This is a genomic window from Vibrio porteresiae DSM 19223, from assembly GCF_024347055.1.
In the GTDB taxonomy this organism is placed as follows: Bacteria; Pseudomonadota; Gammaproteobacteria; order Enterobacterales; family Vibrionaceae; genus Vibrio; species Vibrio porteresiae.
In genome coordinates, this window is record NZ_AP024896.1 from 884,512 (window position 1) to 899,239 (window position 14,728).

At 39.0% G+C, this 14,728-nt stretch carries 18 protein-coding genes and 1 pseudogene; 17 read left to right on the forward strand and 2 right to left on the reverse strand.

The window, feature by feature from the left end; all coding sequences use genetic code 11:
• Positions 1-9 precede the first annotated feature (9 nt).
• Both OCV11_RS20625 and OCV11_RS20630 read left to right on the forward strand, forming a co-directional pair.
• Positions 10-1,008 carry a hypothetical protein gene (locus OCV11_RS20625; RefSeq protein WP_261897885.1) on the forward strand — a complete coding sequence of 333 codons (999 nt, stop codon included), beginning with the start codon at positions 10-12 and terminating at the stop codon, positions 1,006-1,008.
• A gap of 107 nt (positions 1,009-1,115) precedes the next feature.
• Positions 1,116-1,793, forward strand: a complete 678-nt coding sequence (locus OCV11_RS20630; protein WP_261897886.1) for a methyltransferase domain-containing protein — start codon at positions 1,116-1,118, stop codon at positions 1,791-1,793.
• A gap of 128 nt (positions 1,794-1,921) precedes the next feature.
• On the opposite strand, the gene OCV11_RS20635 is transcribed toward OCV11_RS20630, so the two are convergent.
• Positions 1,922-3,130: an IS4 family transposase gene (locus OCV11_RS20635; protein ID WP_261894455.1), complete on the reverse strand. Its 1,209-nt coding sequence runs from the start codon at positions 3,128-3,130 to the stop codon at positions 1,922-1,924.
• A 584-nt stretch (positions 3,131-3,714) separates the two neighbouring features.
• Between OCV11_RS20635 and OCV11_RS20640 the strand changes: the two genes are divergently transcribed.
• The 3 genes from OCV11_RS20640 to OCV11_RS20650 all read left to right on the forward strand — a co-directional run bounded on the left by OCV11_RS20640 (position 3,715) and on the right by OCV11_RS20650 (position 5,708).
• Positions 3,715-4,164 (forward strand): DUF4274 domain-containing protein, encoded by a 450-nt coding sequence (locus OCV11_RS20640; protein ID WP_261897887.1) that lies wholly within the window; start codon positions 3,715-3,717, stop codon positions 4,162-4,164.
• Positions 4,165-4,588: 424 nt separating this feature from the next.
• Entirely contained in the window at positions 4,589-5,155 is a 567-nt protein-coding gene (locus tag OCV11_RS20645; RefSeq protein WP_261897888.1) for a hypothetical protein, read from the forward strand.
• A gap of 109 nt (positions 5,156-5,264) precedes the next feature.
• Complete coding sequence (locus OCV11_RS20650) at positions 5,265-5,708, forward strand: hypothetical protein (protein ID WP_261897889.1); 444 nt, start codon at positions 5,265-5,267, stop codon at positions 5,706-5,708.
• A gap of 131 nt (positions 5,709-5,839) precedes the next feature.
• On the opposite strand, the pseudogene OCV11_RS20655 reads toward OCV11_RS20650, so the two are convergent.
• A pseudogene (locus OCV11_RS20655) lies at positions 5,840-6,171 on the reverse strand (IS110 family transposase); the annotation flags it as partial.
• 368 nt (positions 6,172-6,539) lie between these two features.
• Here OCV11_RS20655 and OCV11_RS20660 point away from each other — a divergent pair.
• The 12 genes from OCV11_RS20660 to OCV11_RS20725 all read left to right on the forward strand — a co-directional run bounded on the left by OCV11_RS20660 (position 6,540) and on the right by OCV11_RS20725 (position 14,722).
• The gene (locus tag OCV11_RS20660; RefSeq protein WP_261897890.1) at positions 6,540-7,208 is read left to right on the forward strand and encodes a hypothetical protein; all 669 of its coding nucleotides are present in this window, start codon (positions 6,540-6,542) and stop codon (positions 7,206-7,208) included.
• Between the two features lie 154 nt (positions 7,209-7,362).
• Positions 7,363-7,956, forward strand: a complete 594-nt coding sequence (locus OCV11_RS20670) for a hypothetical protein (protein ID WP_261897891.1) — start codon at positions 7,363-7,365, stop codon at positions 7,954-7,956.
• Positions 7,957-8,057: 101 nt separating this feature from the next.
• Positions 8,058-8,477 (forward strand): hypothetical protein, encoded by a 420-nt coding sequence (locus OCV11_RS20675; protein WP_261897892.1) that lies wholly within the window; start codon positions 8,058-8,060, stop codon positions 8,475-8,477.
• A 428-nt stretch (positions 8,478-8,905) separates the two neighbouring features.
• Positions 8,906-9,244, forward strand: a complete 339-nt coding sequence (locus tag OCV11_RS20680) for a YkvA family protein (protein WP_261897893.1) — start codon at positions 8,906-8,908, stop codon at positions 9,242-9,244.
• A 121-nt stretch (positions 9,245-9,365) separates the two neighbouring features.
• Positions 9,366-9,887 (forward strand): lecithin retinol acyltransferase family protein, encoded by a 522-nt coding sequence (locus OCV11_RS20685; protein ID WP_261897894.1) that lies wholly within the window; start codon positions 9,366-9,368, stop codon positions 9,885-9,887.
• Positions 9,888-10,228: 341 nt separating this feature from the next.
• Positions 10,229-10,648 carry a hypothetical protein gene (locus OCV11_RS20690; protein WP_261897895.1) on the forward strand — a complete coding sequence of 140 codons (420 nt, stop codon included), beginning with the start codon at positions 10,229-10,231 and terminating at the stop codon, positions 10,646-10,648.
• Positions 10,649-11,069: 421 nt separating this feature from the next.
• Entirely contained in the window at positions 11,070-11,498 is a 429-nt protein-coding gene (locus OCV11_RS20695; RefSeq protein WP_261897896.1) for a hypothetical protein, read from the forward strand.
• An 88-nt stretch (positions 11,499-11,586) separates the two neighbouring features.
• Positions 11,587-12,141 (forward strand): GNAT family N-acetyltransferase, encoded by a 555-nt coding sequence (locus OCV11_RS20705; RefSeq protein ID WP_261897898.1) that lies wholly within the window; start codon positions 11,587-11,589, stop codon positions 12,139-12,141.
• Positions 12,142-12,266: 125 nt separating this feature from the next.
• Positions 12,267-12,683 carry a UPF0158 family protein gene (locus OCV11_RS20710; protein ID WP_261897899.1) on the forward strand — a complete coding sequence of 139 codons (417 nt, stop codon included), beginning with the start codon at positions 12,267-12,269 and terminating at the stop codon, positions 12,681-12,683.
• Positions 12,684-12,799: 116 nt separating this feature from the next.
• Positions 12,800-13,216, forward strand: a complete 417-nt coding sequence (locus OCV11_RS20715; RefSeq protein WP_261897900.1) for a GNAT family N-acetyltransferase — start codon at positions 12,800-12,802, stop codon at positions 13,214-13,216.
• Between the two features lie 424 nt (positions 13,217-13,640).
• Positions 13,641-14,192, forward strand: a complete 552-nt coding sequence (locus tag OCV11_RS20720; protein WP_261897901.1) for a VRR-NUC domain-containing protein — start codon at positions 13,641-13,643, stop codon at positions 14,190-14,192.
• 122 nt (positions 14,193-14,314) lie between these two features.
• Positions 14,315-14,722: a hypothetical protein gene (locus OCV11_RS20725; protein WP_261897902.1), complete on the forward strand. Its 408-nt coding sequence runs from the start codon at positions 14,315-14,317 to the stop codon at positions 14,720-14,722.
• Positions 14,723-14,728 lie beyond the last annotated feature (6 nt).

Below are 14,728 nucleotides of genomic sequence, written 5' to 3' on the forward strand. Positions count from 1 at the left end.
GCATTGCACATGTTTGAACATTTGCTAAAAGAATTAAAACACATGAAAACTGTTTCAATTCCGATTGATGTGGATTCTAAAGGATATATAGATAAACAATGTCCATCAGAATCATGTGAATTCAAGTTCAAAGTAAATCAGGAAGACTGGAAAAATATTTGTAAAGATGAGGCTATTTGGTGTCCTTTATGTGGGCATGAGGCTCCTTCTAATCAATGGTATACCAAAGAACAGGTTGATCATTCTGTTAATGAAGCTAAGACAGTCCTTAACGGAATAATTCATAATGCCATGCGTGAAGATGCTAAAGAATTTAATAGGCGCCAAAGTAAAAATAGCTTTATATCAATGTCATTGAAAGTGACTGGCGGTAAGCAAAGGACTGTCGCATTACCTGCAAAAGCAGCCGAAGAAATGCAACTTGAAATTCAATGTGAATCTTGTAAAACACGGTTTGCAGTAATTGGTAGTGCATATTTTTGTCCCGCTTGTGGTCACAATTCTGTAAAACAGACATTCTTTGACTCTTTACGCAAAATAAGTGCAAAAACAGATAATCTGAAAATAGTTAGGGAAGCACTGGAAAATGCTGTAGGTAAAGATGAAGCTGAATTGACATGTCGTTCTCTAATTGAAACTTGCGTTTCAGATGGTGTTGTTGCATTTCAAAAATTATGTGAAGGCTTATATGAACCTTATGGTAAACCACCATTTAATGCTTTTCAGCGCCTAGAACAATCAGAGGAACTTTGGAACAAAATTTTTGACGAAAGTTATAGTGATTGGCTAACAACAAAAGAATTATGTGAATTAAAAGTTCTATATCAAAAACGCCATTTGCTTGCTCATAATGAGGGCATTGTGGATGAAAAATATATCATAAAGTCAGGAGATTCTGGCTATAAAGCAGGTCAACGCCTAGTTATTACAATTAGTGATATTGACCTTTTGGTGCAATATTTGCGTGTTCTAGCAAGCAAATTGTTGGAAAAGTGTGTAAACGCATAACAAGTCGAATCAATTGACAAAATAATTGTCACGCATTTTGCAGAGCAAAATGACGCGCCAAATATTTCGCAACTGTTCTCAGCGTTACAAGGATTAAGGAAGTCCGAATGGAATTGAAAAATGTAGTACCGTGGGGGAGATCTTTCCAAGAATATAAAAAAATGTTCTGCCTTACTGATCAAGATATTACCAAGTCAATACTTGGCTGTGGTGATGGTCCGGCATCATTTAATACGGTACTCACTAAACGGGGTGGTTCTGTTATTTCAATTGATCCCACATACAGCTTTTCACGCGAACAATTAAAAACCAGAATTGCAGAGGTATATGAGGAAATCATGCCTCAAATGGAAGAAAACCAAGATAACTATATCTGGGATTCCATAGCGTCTGTAAAAGAACTTGGCGAAGTTCGAATGTCAGCCATGGAAGCTTTCTTAGTTGACTATGAGCGGGGTAAAGAAGAAAAAAGGTACATAGAAGCGGCGTTACCGTCTTTACCCTTTGAGTCTGGTCAATTTGATCTTGCTGTTTGTTCTCACTTCCTATTTTTATACAGTGAACAAATAAATCTACAGCAGCATTTAGACGCAATACAGGAGCTTACCCGTGTTGCAAAAGAGGTTCGAGTTTACCCCTTAGTCACTCTTAAAGATAATCCTTCGCCACATCTAGAAACAGTTATTAATCATCTATCTAAGCTTGGTATTAAGTGCGAATTAGTCGATAGTGAGTATAGGTTTCAAAAAGGGGCCCATAAAATGTTGGTGGTAAAATCCTTGTAACAAGTCGTTCAATCGGACTGCCAACGTGTGGCATTTTTGGTTCGGTTTGGCCTTTGTGATTACAGTGGCCCGTTTGAGTGTGGTGCAGTTGGCAGTAAGTTAAGCGGGCGTTATACTGAGGGATCCCCTCATAATTTCCCCAAGGCGCAACCATATTTGAATAGATTTTGAGCAAGCAGGGTTGCAGCTGCGAGCAAGTCTTCCCTCGTTATTGTGTAGCCAGAATGCCGCAATACTTCCATGCCTAAGCGTACTGTTGAGAGTACATTTCGATTTTTAACAGTGTTCGCTTGGAAGTGCTTATCCCAACCTTGTTTCTGAGCATGAACTCCAGCAAGCCAAGAGGTCAGTTGAAGCATTAGGGTGATTAGCAGCATGATATCAAAGCGCTCTGAGCTGCTAGTTCGGCTATGACGGAGGCCTAATCCATACGCAGGGCTTTTCAAGTCTCGGAATGTTTCTTCAATCTGCATACGCTTCGAGTAGAGCCTAACAAGTTGCTTTGGCGTTCGAGTGTCAGCGGGTAAGTTAGTGGCAAGAACCCATGCTTCTTTTGCCGAAGCAGAGTAAACTTTATGAGACGGATGATGACAATTCGTCCGTGTCGAACGCTGATTTTTTCGGCCTTTAGAACGAGATTTATACAGTGTAATTTGACATGAGATTGGATTGCTCTTGGTCAACCTCTTATAGCCTAACGTCTTTGAACGACTTGAGGATGTGTCATGTAAGTTACTGATAGGTTGCCAGTTTTCTGCGCCAATATCGGCATATTGCACTTTCCCTCTTACTCGACTTAACCAGTACCAACCCAATTTCTCAACGGATTTATACCATGGCACTTTAAAGCCTGCATCACTGACAATGAGCGGTGTAGTGTTACTCGGTAGAATGCTTGCAAGGTCGGCTAGAAATTGGTCATGAGCCTTCTTTGAACATTGCTCTGAAAGCGGAAACGCTTTCTCATAAAGAGTAATAGAACGGCCCTGTAGCGCCACTGAAGCTCGCAATACCATAAGCCGTTTTTGCTCACGAATATCAGACCAGTCAACAAGAACAATGGGCATCGAATTACCCGAACAGATAAAGCTAGCATGCCAACGGTATACCGCGAGTCGCTCTTTGTGCAAGTGACGATTAGCTAACAATCGGTCGATTCGTTTGATGTTATGTTTTGTTCTAGCTTTCGTTGGCAGGTTACGACCAAGCTCGGTAAGAGTGAGCGTTTTACATTCAAGTAATGCGTGGCAAGCTAGCGTTAAACTGTTAAGTCGTTTTAAGTGCAATTCAGGGCAGAATTGGTAAAGAGAGTCGTGTAAAATATCGAGTTCGCACATCTTGTTGTCTGGTTATTGATTTTTCGCAGAACCATTTGATCACATGACAAGATGTGCATCTACCTTAACTTAATGATTTTTATCAAAATCATTAGGGGATTCCTCAGGGCGTTATATGAAATAGGGAGATACGGTAGTGGATCGAATTGATAAGTATGCAGGGATAAGCTTCTGGGGTGTTTTTATTATTGCTGCTTTCATCAAGGTATTATCATTAGACGTTATGATAATTAACTTATTAAAAACGTTAGTTATTCTGGCTTTGGTTCACATGCTTTTGTATTCATTCTATGTGTCTTTTACCGTTAAAAAAACGTCGCATAAGATCGGCCTGACTGCGTTTTCAATTGTTTTTCCAATAGCTTCAGGCTTCATGTTGTACTTTTTTAAACAGGTCTTAAAAATTGGTGCTCGATAGTTGGGTTTTCACATAACAAACGCCTCAAGAGGGACTGTCAACGCGCGGAGTTTCCAGTCTCAATGAGCCGCGGTGGTTTCGGTTGTTGTGTTCGAGTTTAGTGGTATGCGTTGCCAGCCCCTTAGGCGGGCGTTATATGTCAACGTGAGTAGTGATATAAATAAATATGATTAGCGATATAGAGAAAATGCGGATCGATCAAATCCAATATGAGGATGATCTTGATAAGGCAATAGGTATTGCTAAATTATCTGAGAACCCTTGCTTCCTTCAGCAATATTCGATTAGCTACAATTGGGATAGTGGACTTAGTTTGCCAACTGCTATAGCAAATAATAAATATTGTGATCTTGGTACAGCGTTGACGTTGTTTTGGCTGGCTGAAGGTATGTCTTACTTTTTGGGTGAATTAGATAGAAATGAGTACAATCATGATTGGGCAAATTTATGTGATCTACTCATAGATAGGTTGGTTAATGGATTTTATAAATTGGGGCCCGTAAGTTTCAAACCAAACATAAATAAGGTTACAATTTATAAATACAACAAAGCCAATGTGCCACCTGTACTTTATCAAGAGGTATGTGGTGCAGGCGTTAGCTATTGCAGGGAGTAAGGCGTTTGTTATTCGCAGTATTGTTTATCCCTTGCTTGATTTTGGTTTTTATTGACCAAAGAATTAAAAGAAATCTTTGGGATAATAGGCCCGGCGATAAGCTTAGAATTTTTAAAAGACAATACAGTTCATATCGGGAGTTTAATCGCCGGCTAAATGTTATGTTTTACGTTAACCTATTCGATTAAAAAGTGATGGCTCAGGTCAAAAATCAGGAACAGAAAAGGCTACATATAAAGTTAAAAATTAATACAGCCTTAGTATTGGCCAATTTGCTGATTCTATTTGCAGCAATAGACATATACAGAGCATATGGTAGCTAACAAGTTACTTAATTTCGTTCCGGCCACAAACGGCGCGGCCTCCACGGGAGTGCCTACGCTACGGCAGCCCATTAGTAATGCGTTAGCTACACCAAGGAAGTATGAATATTCAAAAAACTCAGCAAAGAATACTAAACGGATTTTATGTATTTATTGGTGTTGTCATTCTCGTTTATTTGAGTGGTGGTATGTCGTATGTGCCATTCGAAAGCCTAGAGCATACCATTTTTCCTGTTTCTACAATTTCGCTTTTTATTTTGTTTACATTTTTTCTAGCAAAATATGAAGGAACTAAAAAAGAGCCTGCAGGTTTTAAAAAAGTAGCGCTGTTGATAAAAGAGAGGAAAATAAAGGAAGTATTAAAGTTAATATTTTTCCTACCAATATTCTGTGCAATTATGGGATATTTTGTTTATGCGGTGGTAGCGACACTCCCAGCTTTTCCTACAAAAATACTAACTGTTAATACCGAAATCGAGAATGCTCAGTGCATTAAAACAGGTCGAGACAAAGTAAGAGGTAGTTGGTCTCAGTTTAAGCTTGCTAATGGAGAGGTATGGAAAGTCGCAGGTTATGGAAAGGTGTGCCCAACCTCTGAGCGAAGCTGCACTTTGAAATATTCTGAAGGCTTTTTAGGTTATTACATTCGAGAAGTAAGGTGTAGTTAACAAGTTACTTAAAAGGACGCAAAACACTTGGCTTGCGCTCCTTCGTCGCTAATTATAGCCAAGCATTTATGCGCCTATTAGTAAGGCGTTATATTTATGGAGGTTCGGGATGATAATCAAAAGAGAACCACAGCAGTTCAAACAAGATGGAGAGTTGGGGCTATATGATATACATGAGCTTGTAGATAGACTAAATTACCTGTCTTTCCCTTTGCCGATTGCTCCTAACGATGATTTTGGTGATTCAAATGAAGAGTTTCTCGAGAAATTGGCAGAGGTACAAGCTTTTGCAAATGAGCTAAATTCAACGGGTACATTTGAATCTGCCATTCAAGAAAATGAAGCTAACTATCAAGAGTTCATAATGAATGTGGACGGACAAAATGTGAGTTTTAAGTTAGTCAATAGTCAGATATTTAGTCGATGTGATATATCAAAATACAAGAAGCAGCTTCTTGAGATGGCAGATACTATAAATGCGACGCTATATGATGGTACTGGTACCAAGATTAAGCGAGAAAGAAAAGGCTTTTTTAGTTTTCTTGGATTTTAAATATAACAAACGAGTATGGCGTCAATAGCTAATTTTTCGCCATATTTTCGTCCCACATAGCACCATCTCTGAGCATTGAATTAAGTATCACTACCATCTTTCTGACGCAGGCAATTATCGCCACTTTCCTTGGTTAATTTGGGCTTTACTGCTTCACTGAAATGAGCGATTAAATTGACATCGAGTTTATCTGTTTTAGCTCGTCTTCCAATCGCACCAGCGAACCTTTTTATGTGGATAGGATTGGCGATAACGAAAGGCAAATTAGCTTTATAGCAGGCTAAAATGAAAGGCATTTCGAGACGGCCAGTCACTTCAACAACGATGCGTTATTGATGGTATTTTTTATGGTGTTGACTGCTTCTTGAATGCCTGTGTGATCATTCGAAACGGTGAAGAAGATGTCGAGAGGACGGATATAAATATCTAAATTTGCTTTGCCAGTATCAACACCGACATTAATACTTTGATGTGCCTAAGTGTTCATAATAAGCTAACTCTTGCTTGCATAATACGGGTTCGAGACCCAGAAGACAATTCGAGTGTGGTGCTTGGAGAGCTATGTAGCGTTCTTTCTTGTTATCGGTCTCTCAATTGAGGATCCAACGCAGCATCGAACTACTAAATAGAAAGCTTTAGTTGCAGCTAAAGCCTGGGTCTCACTGTACCCTAATTTGAATATTTATTATCCATACAAAGCGCAGCAGAAGACACATTTTATCTTGGCGTTTGCGGTTTGAAGTAATCAGTTTGTTGGTACAGCATCGTAGTGCTGCTGTGCTAATCGTTAGGCGCTGAAAAAGAGTTTTAAATTATTTTAAGGATCCCCGAATGGATAAAAATATAGTGATTGAAGATCATGTTGTACCTCAACTATTCACTACAGCCATAGAAGCTTATGAGTTTGAACATAAAGCGCATAAAAATGGTAAATCGCATAAAAACTTGGAGACCTTTGGATTGTTATGGGGTTATTCAATTCCTCAAAAAGGAAATCTACCCGCTCGGGTAGTCGCTACAATGGCTACAGTGGAGACATCTGCTTTAAGACATCAGGATTGGGTTCAGCCTGATTTGAATTCAATAATCGCGAAAAAAAGCTTTTTCGAAAAGTATTGGCCAAATATCGAGTTAGTTGGGACTTTCCACTCTCACCCATACGCTAACTTGACTGAGATAAACAAAGTGAAAGGCTGGCGAGCATCTCAAGAAGATGAAGAGTTTTGGCCTTGGTTCCATAAATTGGTGTCGCCTGAACAACCTTTGTTGGCACACTTGACAGTTACGATTACTAAACTTGAAAAAAAAGGTTGGGCTTATCCGGATCGCCTTAAAGGAAAAGAAGAGCTTAAAGGATATGTGCTTTCGGCCGAAGACAGGAAGCTCTGGTTGCGTTCATACGCTACGGAGTTACATATATCTGATAACGATGAAGAAAGTTTTGAATATTCAGATGATTTGCAATTAGAAATACCTTCTCTCCAAAATAGGTTCTGGTAAAACGCCTAACATGTCGAATCAATTGACAAAATGTTTAAAAGGGATTCGCAACGCATGGCGTTTTTACTATGCGTTGCGTTTGGTGTTTAAGGTGGTATGTAGCAGCTTTTGTATTGCGTTGCTCACGCCTTAGCTGAGTGACCTTGGAGTTTATATGGGATGCAATATAGATATTAAAAAACGTAAAGGTTGTTCGGTAGGTAAGAACTTAAAATTAAACACATATGAAGATATTGTTCAAAATTATTTACAATATCATAAAAAAAATACTGACGACGAACGCGAGTTTTATAGTTCTCTTCCAGATGTTATTAGCCTTATAAGATATGCTGGTTCGGCTAAAACATATAAAAACAAACGACATTCACATCAATATCGATTAAAACAAGTTGCATTAAATGCGGCCACATTAAAACTGAATACTCTACCAATTTGTGATTGCAAGGACTTCCAAGAACTGCACCAATTACTTTGTGATGAGCTTCTTCCTATCTGTGGTATTGGACCTTTAATGGTTTATGATACTGCGGTAAGAATCGGATTTTATTTTGGATTTGAACCTGAGTATGTCTATTTGCATGCTGGTACAAAAGAAGGTGCTAAAAATTTAGGCTTCAATACTTCGAGAGATAAAATCCATATTTCTGAATTTCCGGAAGATTTTCAAGTATTGAAACCAAATGAATTAGAAGATTGTTTGTGTATATATAAAACACACCTAACACGAAACTATGGTGTCAATAATTAAATTTAGGCCAATTTGGGATCCCATTTGACACCATCTATTAGCATCTAATTCAAGATAGCAACCATCTTTCTTATGCACGAAATAATGGCAAGGCGTTTTTGATGAAGAAAAAGTATGTTTTGGTTCCACCAAAAGGTATTAGACTTGATTTAAATACCATCGAGTCGGAACTCTCTTTTGCTCAAGAAAAAAGCACCTTTCAAGAAGGTCCCGAGTATTGTCAAATAGAGGGGAGAATATACAACACGGTTGATCCTGCGGAATCAGCTATTGCGGAAGGTGATTGTTTAAGTCGTATTCATCATCCGATGACGCCAAGTTGGGTTCGAAGGGCATCTCAGATAATCTTTGCGCCCGTCCTATTTTTAACCGTTGTCAAAATGGTAATTTCGCTATTTACTATGTCCTTACCTAATAGTTTCTCAGAGCTTGTAATTATTATTTTAATCTTCAGCCTTGGCTTGATGGTTATCTGGGTCTATTGGGTTATTTTTGTCAGTGGGCCAGGCAAATCTACCTAACAAACAAACTGTTTCAGAATATCTAATGAGGACACTCACCTTCTTAGTCTCTGCTTTTTAGTCGATCCCATCCCGTCGGAAACTGATTGGCATCACAATTACTTCTGCCTGCCCGATAACAGTCGAGCGTGTGATTACTTTTATCATCTGCTCGTACACAGCTTGTTTAAATGGCTGAATCGTCGAAGTGGAAGAAAGAGCTATAACTGAAGTAATTTCAAGAAGATGTTAACGTATTATGGTTTAGAGCGACCACGAGTGAGTAAGCGATTTATTCATGTAGACTGGTATCAGGAACGTGTGTTTACACGAGTGAATGTATAACTGAAGAGCCGGATGCGGTAATTCCGCACGTCCGGATCTATGCGGGGTCGTCTCAGTAATGGGGCGCTCTACCGCGATTATTTTCATCAAAAAAGGAGTTTCACATGTCAGAGAATCAATTTGAAAATGAATTCAGCGATAACGGGTTCTGGGATAAGGTAAAAAAATATGCAAGGTCTGCAGGCGAGAGTGTTCTAGAACCTGCTTTAAAACTTTATTACTCAGCACAAGATCCCGAAACCCCAGTATGGGCAAAAACAACAATTTATGGGGCGCTGGGCTATTTTATTTCCCCCATAGATGCCATCCCCGACATAACTCCCATCGTTGGATATTCTGATGATTTAGGTGTTCTTGCTGCTGCTGCTGCTGCGGTGGCTGTACATGTTACAAAAAAACATAAAGATAAGGCCAAAGAAACTTTGAAGCAGTGGTTTGGCTAAGTAAAACATAACAAGAGTAAGCAACAGACTAACTAATCGCTTAGGCTCTAGTTTGCTGCTGTTGCAAGCGTTATAAGCCATCATGAAATAGATGTAGATATTTAAATAATAAGGAAAGAATGTGATAGGTTTTTTAAAAAACTACTTAGTACCATTGAATATACTAGAGTATGTTGTTGATAACTATATTTTTGATAAGGTCCAACCCCAAATAGGGAGTGTTGTATATTGCGACTTGATCATCGCAGCATCGGTAATTCAGCACTCCGGTATTTATGTAGGAAATGGAGAAATTGTTCATCTGAATAGGGATGGTGTCGTAGAAAAAGTAAATGCAGATGGTTTTGTTTCTGGTCTTTTTGGGCTTCAGTGTGGCTCTAGTATTTATGTTTCTTGTTCTAACACAAGTTCTGTTGGATGCTCATATGCTGCAGACGTGGCTTTATCTGAGGTCGGTAATAAGTATGACTACAGTATAATTAAGTTTAACTGTCACCAATTTGTTTCTGGATGTGTATTGGGTTTTATATTAGAGCCAGAAAGTATGGATTGGGGCGACCGAATTGTTAGTTCCTTAACTGGACTAAAACTTGTTTGTAGGGAAAACATCGGAAGTGACAATTGGCGTGTTTGGGATAGATAGAAACTGTGAAATAATGTCTTATAACAAACGAGTATGGCGTCAATGGCTAATTTTTTGCCATATTTTGCAGCTAAAGTATGGGTCTCACTTTACCCTAATTTGAGTAGTTGTTATCCATACAAGAGACTATGGTGTCAATAATTAAATTTAGCCCAAGTTGGTATCTTATTTGACACCATCTCTTAGCATCGAATTTAATATAATCACCATCTTTCTTATGCACGCAATAATGGGAAGGTGTTTCAATTGACAAAATATATGTCACGAATTTTTGTTACCAAAATATAGTGCTATATATTTTGCAACTGAACTTTGTGTTAGATAGTAGCAAGGAGTTTTTGATGAAGAAAGAGTACGTTTTGGTTCCACCAAAAGGTATTAGACTTGATTTAAATGCCATCGAGTCGGAACTCTCTTTTGCTCAAGAAAAAAGCACCTTTCAAGAAGGTCCCGAGTATTGTCAAATAGAGGGGAGAATATACAACACGGTTGATCCTGCGGAATCAGCTATTGCGGAAGGTGATTGTTTAAGTCGTATTCATCATCCGATGACGCCAAGTTGGGTTCGAAGGGCATCTCAGATAATCTTTGCGCCCGTCCTATTTTTAACCGTTGTCAAAATGGTAATTTCGCTATTTACTATGTCCTTACCTAATAGTTTCTCAGAGCTTGTAATTATTATTTTAATCTTCAGCCTTGGCTTGATGGTTATCTGGGGCTATTGGGTGATTTTTGTCAGTGGGCCAGGCAAATCTACCTAACAAACAAACTGTTTCAGAATATCTAATGAGGACACTCACCTTCTTAGTCTCTGCTTTTTAGTCGATCCCATCCCGTCGGAAACTGATTGGCATCACAATTACTTCTGCCTGCCCGATAACAGTCGAGCGTGTGATTACTTTTATCATCTGCTCGTACACAGCTTGTTTAAATGGCTGAATCGTCGAAGTGGAAGAAAGAGCTACAACTGGAGTAATTTCAAGAAGATGTTAACGTATTATGGTTTAGAGCGACCACGAGTGAGTAAGCGATTTATTCATGTAGACTGGTATCAGGAACGTGTGTTTACACGAGTGAATGTATAACTGAAGAGCCGGATGCGGTAATTCCGCACGTCCGGATCTGTGCGGGGTCGTCTCAGTAATGGGGCGCTCTACCGCGATTACATAAAAGGAATATGCAATGTTTAAGTGGAAATTATTTTGTTGGGTTGTCACTGTGTTGACGGTTGGAAGTGTTAGTTCTCAGTTAGTGTTACTCGGATTTTCTCCCTCTGTTCTCATTGGTGCATTTATTAGCTTTTTTCTGCTCTTGCCATACATCGGCTATGCCTATGAGAAAAAAATAATTAATCCCGCTATATGGAAAGTTACGTTTTCTCTTCAATTGATTTTGTTACTGCTAATTGGTGTATTCGCCGCAGTTACACAGTTTTTCTATTCCACTGGTGGAGGAAATATTACTGATGGCCTCTTTGGAACGCTATTAGTATTGCCTATTGGTTTGTTTATTCTTATTCCTCCCTATTTGTATGCGTTTAAGTCTAAGAAACTATGGGAAACAAATGTTAAAGAGGAACTCATGCCGCGTAGCATTTTTGGCATGCGGTGATTTAAGTGGTGAAAATGGTTTGCGGGAAATTGGTTTAGGCGGCATTCGTCCCTTAACGCAGCGTTAGGCCAGAGTAAGGGTCAGTGGTATGAAAACATTTAAATTCAAGAACTGTGAGCGTATTGACTTAACTCAAATCAAAATAGAATGTGAGAATATTGATTTGGTTTCTATATCACTCAAATATGCAGAAAGCATTTACGAAGAATTCACGGAAGAGATTACGCGGTATATGATACCTTCGCCACCTAAGAGTGTTGATGAAAGTAGAGCTTTTATCTCTTCGTCTATGGAAGGTATGAAAGACGAGCATGACTTAGTAGTTGCAATCATCTCGAAATCGGGTGAATTCTTGGGTTGTGCTGGATTTCACGGTAGGGGTAAATGTAATACTCCTGAGTTCGGTGTATGGCTTAAAAAGTCCGCTCATGGAAACGGTTACGGCAAAACTGCTATTCATGCTCTATGGGGCTGGGCACTGAAAAATATCGAATTTGATTATGCGATTTATCCGGTAGATGTAGCAAACGAGCGTAGCAGGCGTATTCCAGAATCACTCGGTGGCGTAGTTTTCAAAGAGCTAAAAGTACCTTGTGCGTCTGGTGGTTATTTAGATGAAATTGTATATCGAGTATCGGCCTAACAAGGTGCTCAAGCCGAACCTTCACCTACGCTCCACACAGCGCATGGCTTCGCCATTGTATGCGCTGTGCTACACTCCCGGTTCGGCCGGCTTAGCACGGCGTTATGTGTCTGGAGAAGTACAAAGTGAAAATTGATCTAGATAATCTGGAACTAGCAGTAGATTTTGTATCTGGTGGTTCAATAATTAGCGCAGAAGCATATCTGGATAAAGAAACCGGTAATATATTTTATCTTGGTGATGGTGTTGATGAAGAAGCACCAGAAAACATTAATAGTGCGCGTTATTTAGAAATTCCGAATTCTCATGAGTTAAATCTTGGTCGTTCTATGGTGCTTGAATTTATTCAGAATTATTTTCCGGAAGAGTACGAATTAATCAGAAGTTACTTTAACAAACGCGGTGCATTTTCAAAGTTTAAAGAGCGACTTGAACAAATCGGTGCTCTTGAACAATGGTATAGCTATGAAGCTCTAGCAACAAAACGAGCACTAAAAGAATGGTGTGATGAAAACTCAATTAGTTACAGTGATCACACATAAAAAGCCAATTCAATTGACGAAGTTAATCTTCGCAGTTGCGGTATAAAGTTTTTTTAACGCTTTGGTTACAGCGAAATGCGCAATTGATTGGGCGTTAGCAATCTCAAGGAAATAGCATGGAATTGCGCATAAGAAAAAGTAAAATCAGTGATTACCCAGTTCTTCGAGAATTCGATGAATTTGCAGGTGATCGCAGAATGGATATGGAACGCGGTGAGTTACTGATTGCAGATCTTGGCTCCAATTCGTGTGTTGGCTATGCCAAGCTTACGTGCAACGAATTCTTCAATAAGCCACTGATTTCAATCGTCAACACTCATCCAGATTACCGGGGTAAAGGGGTCGCAACGGCACTGATAAAAGCTGCTATCGACCAAGCAACTTGGCACAAGGTGTATACGACGACAGAAGTGAGTAATACCAAGATGCAGTCCTTATTACAGCATCTTGGATTTGAACAAGTTGCCGAAATCAAGGGCTTCAACTTCGATGGTGAAGCCGAGTTTGTTTTTTGTCACATGACCGATTGCTAACAAGAAATTTCAATGGATGCATATAGCATCCGGCATTCTTTGTTTTAAGTTATTTATTCTTTGAAATATTGGTGTTTATGCACCATTGAATTAGACGTTAGCAAGACTTCGTATTTAACACCAATAATTAGTTTAAACAATAAAATAAATTAAGTAGGGAATATGTTCTTATAAGTGCATTTATTAGCTTTTTACTACTTTTGCCATACATCGCCTATGCCTATGATAGAAATAATCAATCCCAAAACTTCTTTTTGATTGAACTTATGGCCGTTAAATAATAGAAAGAAATGCGAGTGCTTATGAAAAGCACTTTGGTCAATTGAAGTAACCATTATTCATAAGAGATCAAGCATCAGATCAGCTACTCACTAGGGCTCTTAGTTATCAACTGTGCGAACATCAGTTAAATAAAGGAAATCCAATGAAATTTGTACTCAGCGAAACAGTCTTTACCTACCCCAAGGTACTTCTGGATGCTTGGAAAGAAGGTAAAAAAGACTGGATTCCAGATTCATTGTTAGTACCTCAAGATGTATATAATCAACCTCATTATCATTTTGGCGAGTATTATGCTCTCACTAAATATCTTGAACTAGGTTGGGAGGGTACAGCATTTTATGCACTTGGAGACTGGGAGCCCAATAATGATAAGTATGAACATGGGCGAGCAATGGTTGCCAAGTATATGCACCCAATTAGGTTAGCGATGTTTAAATCTTTAAGGCAAGGGTTAACTTCAGGGGAGCCAGATCTTTTCCTTTATAAGGAGGACGGATCGGTTATGTTTGTTGAAGTTAAGAAAGAGACTGATCGTGTTTCAAAATCACAGCTAATTTGTATGGAACAAATTAAGTCTATTTTGGCGTGTGATGTTGCAGTTGTTTATCTTTCTGAAGAAAATAAGGTATATACACCTAAATCCTACGAGCTGAATGTAGTTTCAGTTCCGCAAACTTGGATAGAACGCAACTAGCAATGAGCCAAGTGTAACCGTGACTCATAACGGTGGCATTTGGGGTTCGTAGTTCGTTCGATATTTAAGGAGCAAGGAATTATGCGTAGCTCACACAGTCAATTGAGCGTTAGGCATATTAAATGAAACTTCCTAGTAAATCGGAATTAATTAAAGCTGTTTTGAGGATGAGAGTAGCCTATTTGCTATTAGAGTTCTTTGCCAAAGACTGGTATAAAAGAGGAGATCCTAAGTCTATTTTAGATGTGACTTATGAAGAGCTATGTGAGTATACAAAGGAATTTGGCATTCCTAAAAGTATTTTAGAGGAAGGTGCTAGCGGCGGTAATGATAAATTTTATATCGTTGAAGATCATGGGCAATGGTTATTTGGTTATGGAGAGCGTGGACATTTTGAGGTACTGAGTAGACATGAATCGTTGGGTAAAGCTCGGGAAGCCTTCGTGAAAGAATGTTGGGATATGTATCTAATGGAAACAGAACCAAGCAAAAATGTGAATGGTGTCGCAGCCGGTACGCCTTATGTATAACAACAT